The sequence below is a fragment of the Clostridium sartagoforme genome, assembly GCF_004794105.1.
GTDB lineage: Bacteria > Bacillota > Clostridia > Clostridiales > Clostridiaceae > Clostridium > Clostridium sartagoforme_B.
In genome coordinates, this window is sequence record NZ_SRYR01000004.1 from 87,856 (window position 1) to 104,269 (window position 16,414).

15 protein-coding genes are annotated in these 16,414 nt (G+C 27.7%); 13 read left to right on the plus strand and 2 right to left on the minus strand.

Features of this window, described 5'->3' with window-relative positions:
- The first annotated feature begins 136 nt into the window (after positions 1 to 136).
- The 12 genes from E5347_RS10045 to E5347_RS16880 all read left to right on the plus strand — a co-directional run bounded on the left by E5347_RS10045 (position 137) and on the right by E5347_RS16880 (position 13,666).
- Positions 137 to 2,014 (plus strand): alpha/beta hydrolase, encoded by a 1,878-nt coding sequence (locus E5347_RS10045; RefSeq protein WP_136006971.1) that lies wholly within the window; start codon positions 137 to 139, stop codon positions 2,012 to 2,014.
- Positions 2,015 to 2,193: 179 nt separating this feature from the next.
- Positions 2,194 to 3,159, plus strand: coding sequence for a 1,4-dihydroxy-2-naphthoate polyprenyltransferase (menA, locus tag E5347_RS10050; RefSeq protein ID WP_136006973.1), 966 nt, complete (start codon positions 2,194 to 2,196; stop codon positions 3,157 to 3,159).
- Positions 3,160 to 3,307: 148 nt separating this feature from the next.
- Positions 3,308 to 3,814: a hypothetical protein gene (locus E5347_RS10055; protein WP_136006974.1), complete on the plus strand. Its 507-nt coding sequence runs from the start codon at positions 3,308 to 3,310 to the stop codon at positions 3,812 to 3,814.
- Positions 3,815 to 3,914: 100 nt separating this feature from the next.
- A complete protein-coding gene (locus tag E5347_RS10060) occupies positions 3,915 to 4,175 on the plus strand; it encodes a GIY-YIG nuclease family protein (protein ID WP_136006976.1) in 261 nt (86 codons plus the stop codon).
- Positions 4,176 to 5,430: 1,255 nt separating this feature from the next.
- Positions 5,431 to 7,257, plus strand: coding sequence for a glutamine--fructose-6-phosphate transaminase (isomerizing) (gene glmS / locus E5347_RS10065; RefSeq protein ID WP_136006978.1), 1,827 nt, complete (start codon positions 5,431 to 5,433; stop codon positions 7,255 to 7,257).
- A gap of 88 nt (positions 7,258 to 7,345) precedes the next feature.
- Positions 7,346 to 7,510, plus strand: a complete 165-nt coding sequence (locus E5347_RS16875; RefSeq protein WP_168354943.1) for a hypothetical protein — start codon at positions 7,346 to 7,348, stop codon at positions 7,508 to 7,510.
- Positions 7,511 to 7,994: 484 nt separating this feature from the next.
- The gene (locus E5347_RS10070) at positions 7,995 to 8,771 is read left to right on the plus strand and encodes an ABC transporter ATP-binding protein (protein WP_425350452.1); all 777 of its coding nucleotides are present in this window, start codon (positions 7,995 to 7,997) and stop codon (positions 8,769 to 8,771) included.
- Complete coding sequence (locus tag E5347_RS10075; protein ID WP_136006982.1) at positions 8,761 to 10,812, plus strand: FtsX-like permease family protein; 2,052 nt, start codon at positions 8,761 to 8,763, stop codon at positions 10,810 to 10,812. The genes E5347_RS10070 and E5347_RS10075 overlap by 11 nt, the downstream gene beginning before the upstream one ends.
- Positions 10,813 to 10,826: 14 nt before the next feature.
- On the plus strand, positions 10,827 to 11,495 hold the full coding sequence (locus tag E5347_RS10080) for a response regulator transcription factor (protein WP_243109769.1): 669 nt from the start codon (positions 10,827 to 10,829) through the stop codon (positions 11,493 to 11,495).
- Positions 11,485 to 12,504, plus strand: a complete 1,020-nt coding sequence (locus E5347_RS10085; protein WP_136006986.1) for a sensor histidine kinase — start codon at positions 11,485 to 11,487, stop codon at positions 12,502 to 12,504. The genes E5347_RS10080 and E5347_RS10085 overlap by 11 nt, the downstream gene beginning before the upstream one ends.
- A 149-nt stretch (positions 12,505 to 12,653) precedes the next feature.
- The gene (locus E5347_RS10090; protein ID WP_136006987.1) at positions 12,654 to 13,439 is read left to right on the plus strand and encodes a hypothetical protein; all 786 of its coding nucleotides are present in this window, start codon (positions 12,654 to 12,656) and stop codon (positions 13,437 to 13,439) included.
- A 74-nt stretch (positions 13,440 to 13,513) separates the two neighbouring features.
- Complete coding sequence (locus tag E5347_RS16880) at positions 13,514 to 13,666, plus strand: hypothetical protein (RefSeq protein ID WP_168354944.1); 153 nt, start codon at positions 13,514 to 13,516, stop codon at positions 13,664 to 13,666.
- Positions 13,667 to 13,800: 134 nt separating this feature from the next.
- Here the strand turns inward: E5347_RS16880 and E5347_RS10095 are convergent, their stop codons facing one another.
- Positions 13,801 to 14,655 carry an aldo/keto reductase gene (locus E5347_RS10095; protein WP_136006989.1) on the minus strand — a complete coding sequence of 285 codons (855 nt, stop codon included), beginning with the start codon at positions 14,653 to 14,655 and terminating at the stop codon, positions 13,801 to 13,803.
- A 340-nt stretch (positions 14,656 to 14,995) separates the two neighbouring features.
- Between E5347_RS10095 and E5347_RS10100 the strand changes: the two genes are divergently transcribed.
- Entirely contained in the window at positions 14,996 to 15,370 is a 375-nt protein-coding gene (locus tag E5347_RS10100) for a hypothetical protein (RefSeq protein WP_136006991.1), read from the plus strand.
- Positions 15,371 to 15,650: 280 nt separating this feature from the next.
- Here E5347_RS10100 and E5347_RS10105 read toward each other — a convergent pair whose 3' ends face one another.
- Complete coding sequence (locus E5347_RS10105) at positions 15,651 to 16,385, minus strand: alpha/beta hydrolase (protein ID WP_136006993.1); 735 nt, start codon at positions 16,383 to 16,385, stop codon at positions 15,651 to 15,653.
- Positions 16,386 to 16,414 lie beyond the last annotated feature (29 nt).

Genomic DNA, 16,414 nt, shown 5'->3' on the forward strand with positions numbered 1-16,414 from the left:
TAAAATAATATTTTTGACATAAGTGCAAGATAGTTATACTAAATTATAAAATTAATCATATTTATAATTTAACTTCCATTATATAATTTATACATGAAATGTTAACGTTTTAATTATAACTAAAGGGAGATAAATTATGAAGAAAAAATCTAAATTTAAACTTACAGCAAAACAAGGACTAATTCTATCAATTATTTTCACTTTATTATGTGCCGTTAGTGCTAATCTACTTTTAAGCAACTTTGGAAAAGTTAAAATTGAAACTACTACTGTACAAACACGTTCAGGTGATAACGTAAGTATTAGAGTTTATAGTCCAAAGGCTGCAACTGCTGATAATAAAGCACCTGCTGTTGTATTTGCTCATGGTTTATCAACAACAAAAGAATGCTATGCTCAATATGCACTTGAATTAGCACGTCGTGGATTTGTAGTTGTTACACCTGATATGTTAAATCATGGTGGTTCTGATATAACACCTTTTGAAACTTTCTTCACTGATATGAATGCTGATGCATACGGAGTTTATGCTGCGGTAAAATATGTATCTGAATTAGATTATGTAGACTTAGATCAAATAGGTATCGCTGGTCACTCAATGGGAGGGAATGCTACAAATACTAGTGTAGTTTTAGATAACATGAGTGGAAATCCTGTAATTTCTGCTGTATACTTAGTTGCAAGTAATCCACTATTTACTGACTTTCAAGGAAATTGGACAAATATGTATGGAGATCGTAATGTAGGTCTTTACTATACATACTATGACCATGTTTACTTTAGCACTCAAGATTCAAATGGAGCTCCAGTTTCTGCACAACAATTCTTAGATTCAAATGAAGCTAAGTCTTTTGTAAGCTTTGGACAAGATCCAAGTACACTTACAGATGTTAAAGTAATTCCTGGACATACTTATACTACTGATATAAATGGAAAACAAGTTATTCGTCGTATTACAAAAGCAGATGAAATTCACCCTAAGCCACAAGGTGGTAATGGTGCTGTAGCTTCAGTGGTAGACTTTTTCCAAGAATCATTTGTTGCTCCTAACTACGAAGTTGGCTCTATGCAAATTTGGAACTTCTACTCTCTTGCTTCTGTTCTAGGATTATTTGGAGCCTTAGCAATCTGCATATTTACTATTGCAACATTAACAAAAACTAAATTCTTCTCAAGTTTAAAAGCTGAAGATAACAAACAATTAAGACCTGCCCCTAATAAGACAGGAAAGATATGGTTCTGGGTATTAACTATAGCTAACTGTGCATTTGCATTCTTAAGCGTATCATTTATATTCAAAAAAGGATATGGATACTTTGTTACAGATGTTTTAGCACAACAAACTACTAATATCTATGCATTATGGTCTTTAGCAAATGGTATATTTATTTTAATAACTTCATTTGGTTCATACTACTTATATGCTAGAAAACAAGGAGATACCTTAAAATCATGGGGTGTAAGAATTCCAATTAAAGACTTCTTAAAATCACTTTTACTAGCTATACTTGGTGTATTAAGCGTATTGGTTGTTGTATATATTGCGCAATACGTATTCCAAATTGACTTAAGATACTACCTATGGGGTATGCGTGAAATTCCACTAGATCATTTATACTTATTCTTTACATACTTACCATTCTTCTTGGTATTTGGTATAGCTGTAAGTATTGCTATAAATTCATCTTATTACTCTAAGATAGGTAAAGAACCAACATTAATAAATGATTTATTCTTTGCATTAATGAATATGATTCCTGCATTTGCTATTACTTTCATCGGATACTACCTATTTGCAAAAACAGGATTCCAACCAAATATATTTGGAGCACCATTTACATTCACATATATGATTAATGCAATACCAGTATTCCCAGTAGCAGTACTTCTACTACGTCGTTTAGCTAAGTATTGTAATAACCCATATATTCCAGGAATTATAGTAGGTTCATTACTATGCTTTATGCAAGTAGCTTCAGTATTTACTTGTCATACATTCATGTTTATGGGATAAAAAAATCAGCCTTGTGCTTTATTGCACAAGGCTTAAAATTTTTTATATTAAAATAAAATTATACGCAAGATATTAAGCGGAGTAAATTAGTTAAGTAGGAAAAAGGAAAATTTAAAATACATTATGTTTTCCTTCTATTTATGTTAAAATATTAAAGTAATAAATAAGGAGGAAAATAAATGAATATTAAAAGCTTTTTAAATTTAGTAGAAATCAGAACAAAGGTAGCAAGTGTTATTCCTTTCTTATTAGGAACATTTTATGCATTATATAGATTTGATACTTTTAACGTAAAAAACGCAATTATAATGTTTTCTTCAATGATAATATTTGATATGACTACTACAGCTATAAATAACTATATGGACTATGCTAAAGCCATAAAAAAAGAAGGTTATGGATATGAAACTCATAATGCAATAGTAAGCCATAATTTAAACCCAAAGATAGTTAGGGTAACTATTTTTACTATGCTAATTATTGCTGCTGCTTTAGGATTATTATTAGTTAAAAATACAAATATAATAGTTTTATTAATTGGTGCTATATCCTTTGTTATAGGAATTACATATTCTTTTGGACCTATACCAATTTCAAGAACACCTTTTGGTGAAATATTCTCAGGATTAACTATGGGCTTTATAATAACATTCTTAACTATTTATATTCATGTATTTGATACTGGAATATTAAATATAAGTTTTAATGACTTAAGCAACATAAATATAAGTTTTAATATTATAGAGTTAGCAAATATATTCTTAATAAGCTTATCTCCAATAATGGGAATATCCAATATAATGCTTGCCAATAATATATGCGACATAGATGAAGATATAGTAAATAAGAGATATACACTTCCAATATATATTGGAAAAGAAAATGCTTTAAAGCTATTTAAGTGGCTTTACTATATTGGATTTATTTCAATAGTAATAGGCGTAATTACTAAATCTTTACCTATTATTTCTTTAGTTACATTACTAGTTTTAAAGTTTGTTCAAGGGAATATAGATAAGTTTAACAAGCTTCAAACTAAGAAAGATACATTTATACTAGCTGTAAAGAACTGCGTTATTACAAATTTAGTTTATGCATTAACTATATTAGGCGGAGTGATAATACAATTATTATTTAACAATTAATAATTAAGTAGGTAATTGATTTATTTTACTGAAATTAAAGAAGAAAAAACTCTTTTTAGAGTTTTTTTCATTTTATATGATATTTCTTCACCACATAATTTCTGAAATAAGAGAGAAGATAATTATGTAGAAGAAAGGAGGCATGAAAATGAAAAAATTATTAATAGGCATGTTAATTGCTTGTAGTTTAGGACTAGTAGCGTGTGGGGGAAATAATAAGAATCCATCAACTAATAATAACACTAAAATGAATGATGGATCAGGAATGAATAATGGATCAGGAATAGATAATGGGGAAGGAATGAATGATGGTACTAATCCTAATACAGGTAATTCCAATACTCCTGGCACAGCAGCAGGTACAGATATTGAAAGGTCTAGAAAAGATATAGAAGATTTATACACAGATTTTAGAAGTAGAGTAGAAAATGGTGTGGATAAAATAGATGCTGCAGAATGGGAAACATATAGAACAGAATTTGAAAATAAAATGAATAGTATGGGTACAATAGAAGATGCTTCTTTGGCAAGCACAATGGAGCATATGAGAAATTTATTCAACGAATATGATAACTCTATTAGAAATAAGACAGAGGTAGCTAAAGATAAAGTTGAAGAAATGAAAAATAAAATAGAAGAGTCCTTTAGGAAATAAGTAGAAGATAGGTTATCTTAAGTATCAGTGTTTAAGATAACCTATTTTTAAGTTATAATTTATTTATTAGATTATAAGAAAAGTTAAACTAGGTGATAAAATGAATTATGTTTATATATTAAAATGCTCAGATAACACTTTATATACAGGATGGACAACCTCTTTAGAAAAAAGGCTTAAAGCTCATAATAGTGGAAAAGGAGCAAAATATACTAAACCTAGACTTCCAGTAGAAATAGTATATTTTGAAGAATTTCAAGATAAAAAAGATGCAATGAAAAGAGAGTATGCTATAAAGCAGTTATCAAGAGAAGAAAAATTAAATCTAATAAGTGGATTTACCAAAGAAATTCATAGCTAATCAAATAAAAGCAACTATAGTAAGATAAATTCCATAGTTATCACATTAATGTTAATAATAAAAACTCAGCTTAGGCTGAGTTTTTTTCTATAATTATGCATTATATATTATTAATTATCATTGAATATATGTCTAGACATCTACATGTATAGTTATTAATAAGAGTAAACAGGAGAAAATGAGAGTAATTTAAATTTATTTTATTTAAATAAGATAAAATAATTAAATTTAACTATAAATGGTTGAATTTAATAGAAAGTGTGCTAAAATTAGTGTAGATTTTAATTTTAGTTGCATAAACTGTACTATAAATTAAATGATGTTAAGAAAAGGAGGATAGTCATAAAATAAAGCGCCAGAACTTAAGTGACACCCCAAATCTATGATTTGGTTGGTGGAACTTACTCAGCGAGCGAATGCGAGTCGAGTTTCCTTTGATGCCTCTAAATCTTTGATTTAGTACGGCGAAGTTAACTGAAACTCTAAAACTTGTTTTAGTAAGTTGAAGTTACGCAGAGTGTACTCAGCGAGTGAATGCGAGTCGAGTTTCCTTTAAAACCCCAAATCTACGATTTGGTTGGTGGAACTTACCCAGCCAGCGAATGCCAGTGAAGTTTCCTTTGAAGATGCAAATACATTTTGAGTTGATAAGGAGTTTCTTTTAGGTGATAAATTATGGTTTATATAGGCGAACTTAACTGAAACTTTAAAACTTATTTTATTAAGTTGAAGTTATGTAGAGTATAAAAATTAAAATGAAATGAGAAGGAAAACCGATGATAGTTCAAATTTCAATTTAATTAAGTTCGTCTATTTAAATATAAAATTTAAAGCTATATAGGAATTTAGAAAGGCTGAGCAAGTTCGACTGACCAAGTGTAGAATTGGGAGTAATAGAGGAAATACAGTAAAACTGAGTAAGTTCGACTAGCCAAATCGAAGATTTGGAGTCAAAGAGGAAACTCAGCAAGGCTGAGTAAGTTCGATTAACCAAATCAAAGATTTGGAATCTCACTTAAGTTGACGAGGTTGGGGAGTTATCGATACTTCGGCGGGTGCCCCACGGTATTACACACTACCGTTAACGGCTAACAAATCTATAAGGTGACTTATAGGACAATATTAGCCTGGTGTTAAAACCTTCAAGGTACTATTACAATGCAAGATTAATAATGAGGAATATAATTTTTATATGTTGTAATGGGTCCTTAATTTAGAATGAAAAATAATAGACAATGGAAGGAAGAAAAATATAATGTGTGGAATAGTTGGATTCGTAGGAAGAAAAGAAGCATCTCCTATATTAGTTGAAGGATTATCTAAATTAGAGTATAGAGGATATGATTCAGCAGGAGTTGCAATATTAGAAGATGGAGAAATAAAAGTAAAGAAATATAAAGGAAGACTTAAAAACCTAGAAGAAAATTTAAATGAAAATCCATTGAAGGGACATATAGGAATTGGTCATACTAGATGGGCAACTCATGGAGAACCATCAGATATTAATTCACATCCTCATAGTAATGGAGATGTAACAATAAGTGTTGTTCACAATGGTATAATAGAAAATTATATAAAGCTTAAAGAATGGTTAAAGACTAAGGGATATACATTTTGCTCAGATACAGATACTGAAGTAATTCCTAACTTAGTAGATTACTATTACAAGGGTGACTTATTTGAAGCTGTAACTAAAGCAACTTCAAAGATGGAAGGAAGTTATGCTATTGGTGTTATCAGTAAAGAAGAACCTGATAAGATAGTTGCAGTTAGAAAAGATAGTCCATTAATAGTTGGAGTAGGAGAAGGTGAATATTTTATAGCTTCAGATATTCCAGCAGTTTTAAATCATACTAGAGAAGTTTATTTATTAGAAGATAAAGAATTTGTAATTTTAACAAAGGACGGCGTAGAAATAAAAACTGAAGATGGAGAAAAAATAGATAAAGAAATTTATCATGTAACTTGGGATGTCGATGCAGCTGAAAAAGGCGGATATGAAGACTTTATGTTAAAAGAAATACATGAGCAGCCAAAAGCTATAAAAGATACTTTAACATCTAGAGTTTTAAAGGATACAAAAGTTCAATTAGATGATATTAATCTTACAAAAGAAGAATTAGAAAACTTTGATAGAGTATTTATAGTGGCTTGTGGAACAGCCTATCATGCTGGATTAGTAGGAAAGACAATTATAGAAAAGTTAGCTAAAATACCAGTTGAAGTAGATATAGCTTCAGAGTTTAGATATAGAGATCCATTAATAACAGAGAAATCGCTACTTATAGTAGTAAGTCAATCTGGGGAAACAGCAGATACATTAGCAGTATTAAGAGATGCCAAGAAAACAGGAGCCAAAGTTATTGCTATAACTAATGTTGTAGGAAGTTCAGTTTCAAGAGAAGCACATCATGTGCTTTATACTTGGGCAGGTCCAGAAATTGCAGTTGCATCCACTAAAGCATATGAAACTCAACTTATAGCAATGTATATCTTAGGAATCTATTTTGGAGAACTTAAAGGAACATTAAATAAGGAAGTATCAGAAGAACTTAAAGAAGAATTATTAATATTACCTGATAAGGTAAAAGAGATTTTAGATAAAAAAGATGAGCTTCAAAAATATGCTTCAAAAAACTATATGGATAAAGATTTATTCTTCTTAGGTAGAGGATTAGATTATGCAGTTGCATTAGAAGGTTCATTAAAGCTTAAGGAAATATCATATATTCATTCAGAAGCTTATGCAGGAGGAGAACTTAAACATGGTCCAATTGCATTAATAGAAAAGGGAACACCTGTAATTGCATTACTAACTGAAGATAAATTAAAAGATAAGATGATAAGTAATATTAGAGAAGTAGTTACTAGGGGAGCAAGGGTTTTAGCAATAGCAAATGAAGGGGACAAAGATGCTAAGGAAGTATGTGATGATGTGATTTATATTCCAAGAACTAATTCACTACTAACACCAGTATTATCAGTAGTTCCACTACAATTAATATCTTATTATATGGCAAAACAAAAGGGTTGCGATGTAGATAAGCCACGTAACCTTGCAAAATCAGTTACAGTTGAGTAGTTTTACATTGGGACAAGCTTTCTTAATTTAATAAAAATAACCTTGGGAAATTAGTTACAATTGAGTAATTATATGAGGAGAGATATAAATGAGAGAAGAAACAATTAAAAAATTATTAGAGGAATATAAAGAAACTAAAAAAGCTTTAGAACTTGGACTAGATTGGTTAAATGAAAAAGACTATGCCAAGGGCAAATTAGATTTAGTAAATGTTATAATTGCTGATTTAGAAAAGTTATCTAAAGAAGTTTAATAATAAGTATAATATAAGGCTGCACACTCTTACAATTAGTGAATGAGTGTGCAGTTTTTATTAGTAATGAGCCTAGGTATTTTAATTAATTTTAGAATATCTAGGCTTTTTATTCTTGAGCGTAATATAAAGAAATAAGACAACTCCTAATATTGAAGATATGATATAAAAGTTATACTCTTAGGCAATAAGAATTAAATATAAATTAAAAAGAAAAAATTAAATTATCTATTTTATAAATGAAGTATATTTTGGTAAAAATGATGCTGTAATAATATTAATAGATTATGTTTAGGGTAATAAATAATAAGGGTTAAAGATTTAATTATAGTGAGTTTTTATTTTAAGAATGTTCTACACAAAATATAAGTTAATCAATAATGTACTATAGATAAAGTGGAACCTTACACAAAGTGTAAGTTTTAATTTACACTACTCTTTATTAGAATTAGATATATAAAGAGTAGGAGGAGAATAAATGAATATTAATGATAAATTATTAAAAGTTGAAAATATTAAGAAGGTATACGGAAGTAATGAAAGTAAGACTGAAGCTTTAAGAGGAATTACTTTTGATGTTCTACCAGGTGAGTTTTTAGGAATAATGGGGGCTAGTGGATCAGGTAAAACAACATTACTTAATTGTATTTCAACTATGCTTAGGCCTACATCTGGTAAGGTTTTATTAAATGGTGAAGATATTTGTACTTTTAAGGGAAGGAAATTAGCCGATTTTAGAGGGAATAAAATTGGTTATTTATTTCAGGATTTTGAGTTACTAGATAATTTAACAGCTAAAGAGAATATTATTTTACCTTTGTCTATTCACAATATTAGTTATGAAGTAGCTAAGGAAAAGTTGCTTAAAATAGTTAAACAATTAGATATCGAATCTATTTTAAATAAGTATCCAAATGAAATGTCAGGAGGTCAAAAGCAAAGGGTTGCCGCTGCTAGAGCTTTAATTACAAATCCAGAAATTGTATTAGCAGATGAACCAACAGGAGCTTTGGATTCAAAAAATGCTAAGTCTTTAATGAGTAAGCTTGAGATTATAAATAAAGAAAATGAATCAACTATTTTAATGGTTACTCATGATGTTAATGCAGCAAGTTTTTGTTCAAGAATTTTATTTATACAAGATGGAGTTATTTTTCATGAACTTAGAAGAAATAAGGAAAAAGAGAGTCAAAGTGATTTCTATGAAAGAATCTTAATGGTAATGGCTCAATTAGGAGGAGGAAGTGCAAATGTTCTTTAAGCATATTTTCAAAAATGCAAAAAAGAGTAGAAAAGAAAATGGACTTTACTTTGGTTCTTTAATTGTAGCTATAGTATCTTTTTATGTTTTACTTTCTTTAGAAGATCAAGATGTAATTAGTTTTTTAAGAACTATGGAAAGTGATGCAATTCAAAAGCTAATGATTTTAATTAAGCTTGTATATGTATTATCTTTATTTTTCCTATTTTTCTTAATATATTTTTCTAGTAGATATCATTTGGAAAGAAGAAAAAAAGAATTTGGAATGTATCAGATGTTAGGTATGAGAAGAGGAAAAATCTTTGGATTACTTATGGGAGAAACAATATACAATAGTTTAATTTCTCTTTTAATAGGAATACCAATAGCTTTGTTTTTAACGGAATTAATAAGTTTAGCTACTATAAAGATAATTGGAATAGGAATTATAGGACATCAATTCAAATTTTCATATACAGGTATTATAGGAACTGTTATAGGATTTTTGTTGGTACAAATTATAGCTATGATTTTATTAAGTATTTCTATAAGTAAGAAGGAACCTCTTGATTTAATAAAGAAAGATAGCTCCAAAAAGCAAATTATTTCTTCTGAAAAATCTAGATGGATTTATTTAATTATAGGAGTCATTTTACTAATAATAGCCTACCTAGTTGCTATTTTACTTTTGAAATCTTTAAATTTAGTTGTTGCTATTATAGTTTTAGTTACAGGAATTACTGGCACTTTTATGTTCTTTAAAGGAATTAGTGCTTTAATTGGAAATACGTTAAATAAAAGGTCAGAGAAATCTAGTGGTTTATTTACATTTACAATGAGACAAATTCAAGAAAATATATTTTTTGAATCAAATACTTTAGCATTTTCTTCTTTATTAGTTTTATTATCAATGATATGTATTGCTTTTGGGGCTTCTGTAGCTATATCAAATCAAGATAATACTAATAGAACAGTAGATTTCTCAATAACAGCTTCTGAAGAGGAAATTAAGGAAACTATAAATACCTTAGATTTAAATTCTTATGTAGAAAATTATTATCCTGTCTATTTAGATAGTATGAGAGCATCACTTAATTCAGGGGATAATGAAGTATTAGAGTTCTCTTGGGAAGGCTTTAGACAGAAAATAGAAAAAATGCCTGAATCAAAGAGTAAGAAGATAATATTGCAGTATTTAACAACTGATAATTATCCGTATATAATTTCTTTAGAATCTTTTAATAAAATGAGAGAAGCATCAGGAAAAGAAAATCTTATTTTAGAAAATAATGAAGTTGCCTTTTATTCTAATTCAGGATTTTACTCAGAAGATTTTATAAATGAAGTTTTAAAAGAAAATCCATATATTATAATTCAAGGAGAAAAATATGATCTAGCTAAGGAGTATTATATAGATAACATTGTAGCTGATAGAGCAATAACTCTTTCAAATGCTCTTATTGTTTCGGATGATTTATATAAGAATCTTATAGGAAATACAGACTATCCAATTTGGAATTTAAATATAAATAATAATTTGGTTGAAGAGAAAGGATTAATGCAAGCTATAAGTGAAGTTAATGAAATTTTATCTGAAAGTGGATTACAATATGAGAGCTATCTACAAGGTATGGGAAGAAATCTGTTTTATATTGTAACAGGTAGTTATTTAACTTTATATTTAGGAATTATATTCTTAATAATAGGAAATACAATGATTGGTATTAAGTTTTTAATACAGCTTAGCTCTACAAAAGAAAGATACGAAATCTTACTTAAGCTAGGAGCAGAAAAATCAGAGGTATTTAAGTCTGCAAAATCTCAAGTAAGAATATTTTTTGGATTAGTTATAGGAGCTTCTTTAATAAGTTCAATATTTGGAATATGGGCAATGTTTAATAGTTTTTTAAATGAGGAAAGTAAAAAGCTTTTAGTATATATTGGACCAATAGCTTCTGTTATAATTATTATGTTAGTTATTGTAGAACTTATTTATATAAAAATAATTGATAGAACAAGTTATAAAGAAATAAATTCATTAAATGTTTTTGATAGGGGCTGAGTATTTTGGAAAAGGTGTTAATAATAGAAGATGATTTATATATTAGAGAAGAGCTTGAAAGTATTTTTGAAAAGAGAGGATATGTAGTAGAAAGCATAACAAATTTTAACAATACTTTAGAGGATATAAAAAAATCTAATCCAGATTTAATAGTTTTAGATTTGAATTTGCCAGGAATGTCTGGGTTTGAAATATGTAAATCATTGAAGCAAAGAACATCTTTTCCAGTTCTTATACTTACATCTAGAAATCAAATGAAAGATGAGTTACATGCATTAGATTTAGGTGCAGATGATTATTTAACCAAGCCTTGTCATCCAGATAGAATAATTGCAAGAGCAGAAAAAATAATTAAGATGTACGAAAAAATTATAAATAATATTTCTGTTGGGAATTTGATTTTAGATGAAAAAATCTACGAAGTAAAGTATTTAGAAAATTCTATTATACTTCCAGAAAATGAAGGAAAGATACTTCGTAATCTTATGATTAATTATCCCAAAACAGTTAAAAAGGAAGATTTATTTATTGAACTTTGGGGAACAAAAGATTTTGTTGATGAAAATATTCTTCAGGTTAACATGACAAGACTTAGAAAAAGTTTATCAAAAATTAATTTAGATAATGTTATTACAACAATTAGAGGGATTGGATATAAATTGGAGGTTATAGATGAGGAGTAAAATTAAAAGTAGTTTTATAGAATCAGGAATATGGATTTTTCTTCTTATCTTAACTAATTTATTTTTTATATTTATGATGTGGTTAGTGTCTCCAAATAATTTTAAAGTTTTAGTTGGATTAATGGTTCTTTTTACCTTAATAATTATCTTAGTTGGTCTGTTTTTTGAAGGAAATAAAATAAGCAATCAGGAAATTTATTTCGAAAGATTTTTAAATGAACCTAATGAAGAGAATGAAGCAAAACTTTTGAATATCTTTAATGAAAATTATATAGATTCAATAAAAAATATTGGTGATAAATTAAGAAGTTTGGAAAAAGAGATTAAAGAAAGTGAAGAAAAGTATTTAGAACATGAGGATTTAATAGAAGGTTGGATTCATGAAATAAAAACCCCGCTTCATCTAGGAACTCTATTACTTGAAAATAGGAAAGATGAAATGTCCCCTTTAGTATATAAAAGGTTTAATCATGTTATTTATAGAATTAGTATTGATTTGGACTTGATTTTATATTATGCAAGACTTCAATCTTCACATATAAATTTTAAATTTAAAAAAGTTGATATTAATGAAATTACAATAGATGTAATAATGGATTTAAATAGCTTAATTAAAGAAAACAATGTAAGCTTAGAGGTAGAAATTTATAATAAAAATGTAGTTACAGATGAAAAAACTATGAAGTTTATTTTATCTCAAGTTATAGAAAATGCTTTAAAATATTCAAAAGATAAAGATAAATATATTTGGATAAAATCAGGAATATATAAAGAAGATGAGAGAATCTATCTCGAAATTAAAGATAATGGACTTGGTGTAGAAAAACAAGATTTACCCTTTATTTTTGATAAAGGATTTACAGGGAATTATGATAATATAAAGAAATCAACAGGGATAGGATTATATTTAGTTAAGAAATATTGTGACTTAATGAAAATAGATATAGAAATTGATTCAATAATAAATAAAGGTTTTTCTATAAAATTTATTTTTCCAAATGTGAAATAATAGTTTTTTGTTATATTAATCTAATTAATAATTTAAATTAAACTTTATTAAAAAAGTATACTTTAAAATGCGAGAAAAGTAGGACTAAAACCTGGTATTCTTAAAATATTGACTTTATTAAATTAGTAAATATAGAGAGGAATTAATGCATGGAGTTTTTAAAAGAATTATTAATTATAACTATATTTGAAATTGTATGCCTTGTAGGCTCTATTGTTGTAGTTGGGTTTATATTAGGATTTTTTAGAGAGAGGTCTATTAAAAATTTTTATAAAGCTTTTGGAAGAAAATCTATTTATATAACAGGGTTTATAGGTGTTCCTATACATGAGTTAAGCCATGCAATAGTAGCTATTATTTTTAGGCATGAGATAACAGAAATAAAGCTTTTTAAGCCGAGTAGTGAAGATAATACATTAGGTTATGTAAAACATAGATATAATACTAAGAGTATATATCAACAAATAGGGAACTTCTTTATCGGGATAGCCCCTATTTTAGGAGGAACTATTTCTATTGGTATTCTAATGTATTTTCTTATACCAAGTGTTTATAATGTTTTTATGTCAACTATACTTAATAATATCAATCAGGTTAACTTAATTAATGTGGTATTATCATTTAAAGAATTAACAAAGTTAGTATTTACATTAGATAATTTTAAGAATGTAGAATTTATAATTTTTATATTGTTAGCAATATGTATATCTTCTCATATATCATTAAGTAAAGCAGATATAAAAGGAGCTAGCAAGGGTCTTTTTAGCATGTTTTTAATCCTTATTATATTAAATTTATTAGGAATAACAAAATATGTATCAATAAATATGATAATAAGCTATAACATGTTAATTATAAATATTCTTTTTATAGCAATAATATTTTCATTTATAACATATATGATAAGTTTAATTATAAGCTCAATTTTTAAATAATCTTATTTAGGCTACTATTGTTATGATAGGTACATTATTACTATTGATTTTGAGAGTGAAACTATAGATGGTATTTGATAGTAAATAGGTTAACTATTGATAAAAATTGTTATGTAAAGGATAGTGACTCTGGTGGAAATGGGACAATACTTTCTGAAGATACTGAAATTACTTTCATAATTAAATGGAATGGAAAAGAAGAACGCATTGTATTAAAGGCACAATAGAAATATTAAATTTGATTAAATGATAGTTTTGTGTATTTGAGAGACAATAGATAATTCTGTGTAATTATTATTTTTATTATTTAAATATTACTGGAAATTTGAGTTTCCAGTAATATTTTTTATGCTTTAGAAAATTATAATGGAACTCTTTCTCTATCTGGATGTTCTCCTGACCAGCCTGTTTGAGGCATTGTATCAAGACGGTACATGTCTTCTTTTGAAATTTCAAAGGAGAACAGATCCTGATTCTCTTTCATCCTTGCCATGGAAGAGGATTTTGGAATTGGTATTATATCTTTTTGTAGGGCAAATTTTAAACAAATCTGAGCTGGAGATACCTTATATTTCTCAGCTAGCTCCAAAATAAGAGGATCTTTTAAAACTCTTGTCCTTCCAATTGGACTCCATGCTTGTACTTGAATATTATGTTCTTTGCAGTATTGCACAGTTGCATCTTGAGTATAGCCAGGATGAAATTCTAACTGGTTAACCATAGGGGAAACTTTACAATTTTGAATAATGTTTTCTATATGATGTGGTAGAAAATTACTAAATCCTATTGCACGGATTTTTCCTTCATGGTATAGTTCCTCCATTGCTCTCCAAGTATCTATATTTAGTTGTCTCCATTCTTTGTAATCAGGAGAAGGAAGAGGCCAGTGGATTAAGTAAAGATCTAGATAATCTGTATTTAGATTATTTAGAGTCCTGTATAGTGCAGCTTTAGTTTCTTCATAGCCCATCTCATCTTTCCATACCTTAGAAGCAAAAAAGAATTCCTCTCTTTTGATTTTACTGCCGCGGACAGCTTCAGCAAGATAGGTTTCTGTCTCATAAAATGAGGCTGTATCAAAATATCTATATCCTGCTTCAATGGCAGTGCGTATGATTTCTGCACTGTTTCCCTCTGCTGCCTTGTATGTTCCATATCCGACGCATGGTATTTTAACGCCGTTGTTTAGTGTATAACAATCATAAATATTTTTCACTCTTATACCTCCAATCAAATTTTAACTTTTTATGTGTTCAGTATATCACTTATTGATTAATAAATGTGGTTAATCAAACAATTGATATGAAAACTTCTGTAGAAATGATCTGATAAATAAACTCATAATTTATTTAGAATACTTATAAGTTAATTTGCAAACAATAATATAAATCTTATAACCTGGAGGAGGATTTATAGGAAGAGGATTAAATAGTAATGAACATAATAGGAATTTAGAAGAAAATCCATAGAAAATAATTATAAAGTTACTCATAGACTAGATAAGATACATGCTTAAACAATTAAAGATAAGGAAATAAAAATAAGGAGGTAATCTTATGTGTATAACAAGTAATTTAATGAGTCAAGAAAAGATAATAGTTTTAAAGGCAACTAAGGATACTGTAAATGAGGTTATAGATAAGGGCATTTATGCATTAACTAATTTACCCGATAATTATAATCGATTTGAAAAGTTTGTATTAGTAGATGAAACAAATACAAATGAAACTAAGGTTTTGGCTGTAGGTACTATAAGTGAGCCATCTGAAATAAATACAAATAGCAAGTCGGTAAATATATTTAATAATTCTAATTATAAATGGGAATATGAGCTAGATAACGTAGTAGACTTAAGGGAAGATTCATTAACACTTGAAGATGTATTTATGGAAAATGGATTAGATAATGTTAAATATGCAGTTCAATTTTGAGAGAGATGAATTATGATAATTACTTATTAATTTTTACTAGGAAAGTAAAGCTTTAGAATATGCTTATTAAAGTAGACATTTAAAAAGTTAAACTTAAAATAAATAGAATGGAGCTGTGGCATTATCAACTGAAATTAAGAATTATTTATGTAACTATTAAAGAATTACTAAAAAATAAATGATTTTTAAAACTCTTAAGGGAGTTTTTTTCATTAATTTTATATTATTTATTCTTAATTATTAATTTTACATTGTGCGACAGCACCATTCTATTTAATTATTAGAATGAGAAAATATATCTAAGAGCTCTGCTTATACCAGTTATTACTACAGAACCATGATTTTCTTCTGGTGCAATATAGAGAGTAGTGTTGTTATTAAAGCTTTTAATATTACTATATATTTTTTCAGCTCCTTCAACCATGTATCCTTCTTTTTCACCTACACCTATAAAAATATTTTTATCACTGTTTTCTAGGCCTTTGAAGTTTAAAATTTCGTAATCATTCCACCATACAGATGGGCTAAAGGAAATTATATTTTTATAGATATTTGAACCCTTTAATAAATTCCACAATACATAGTAACCACTTAATGAATGACCAAGTATAGTCATATTATTCTTATCAAAATTTATATTAGATTCGATTATTGGTAGAAGCTCTTTTTCTATAAAATTATTGAAATTTTCACTACCACCTAGGTTATCAGGTATCATAAATTTTCTTTTTTCATCTATGAAATATTTATCTGCTGGAGCTGTAAAGTCTAAAAATCTCTTTTCTTTTTTCTCAAATTCTTGATGACATATACCTACAACTATAGAAGGTTTAACCCCGGTTTTAACAAATAATTGACTTTGCTGTCTAATACAAGATTTAACTATTTCAAAATAATATCCACCATCTAGGACTACTATTAGTGGTAAATCACTTGCATTTGAATCTTCTGGAATGTAGAATTTAATATCATAAAAGTTATTAGTATAGTTTGATTTTATCTTAAAATTATCCATATAAATTGCTCCTTTATGCTAATATTTAG

Bases quoted from the DNA above. Each gene is read 5' to 3' on its own strand.
- E5347_RS10045 (WP_136006971.1), top strand. From the start codon at position 137: ATGAAGAAAAAATCTAAATTTAAACTTACAGCAAAACAAGGACTAATT.
- menA (WP_136006973.1), top strand. From the start codon at position 2,194: ATGAATATTAAAAGCTTTTTAAATTTAGTAGAAATCAGAACAAAGGTA.
- glmS (WP_136006978.1), top strand. From the start codon at position 5,431: ATGTGTGGAATAGTTGGATTCGTAGGAAGAAAAGAAGCATCTCCTATA.
- E5347_RS10060 (WP_136006976.1), top strand. From the start codon at position 3,915: ATGAATTATGTTTATATATTAAAATGCTCAGATAACACTTTATATACA.
- E5347_RS10075 (WP_136006982.1), top strand. From the start codon at position 8,761: ATGTTCTTTAAGCATATTTTCAAAAATGCAAAAAAGAGTAGAAAAGAA.
- E5347_RS10105 (WP_136006993.1), bottom strand. From the start codon at position 16,385: ATGGATAATTTTAAGATAAAATCAAACTATACTAATAACTTTTATGAT.
- E5347_RS10090 (WP_136006987.1), top strand. From the start codon at position 12,654: ATGGAGTTTTTAAAAGAATTATTAATTATAACTATATTTGAAATTGTA.
- E5347_RS10100 (WP_136006991.1), top strand. From the start codon at position 14,996: ATGTGTATAACAAGTAATTTAATGAGTCAAGAAAAGATAATAGTTTTA.
- E5347_RS10085 (WP_136006986.1), top strand. From the start codon at position 11,485: ATGAGGAGTAAAATTAAAAGTAGTTTTATAGAATCAGGAATATGGATT.
- E5347_RS16875 (WP_168354943.1), top strand. From the start codon at position 7,346: ATGAGAGAAGAAACAATTAAAAAATTATTAGAGGAATATAAAGAAACT.
- E5347_RS10055 (WP_136006974.1), top strand. From the start codon at position 3,308: ATGAAAAAATTATTAATAGGCATGTTAATTGCTTGTAGTTTAGGACTA.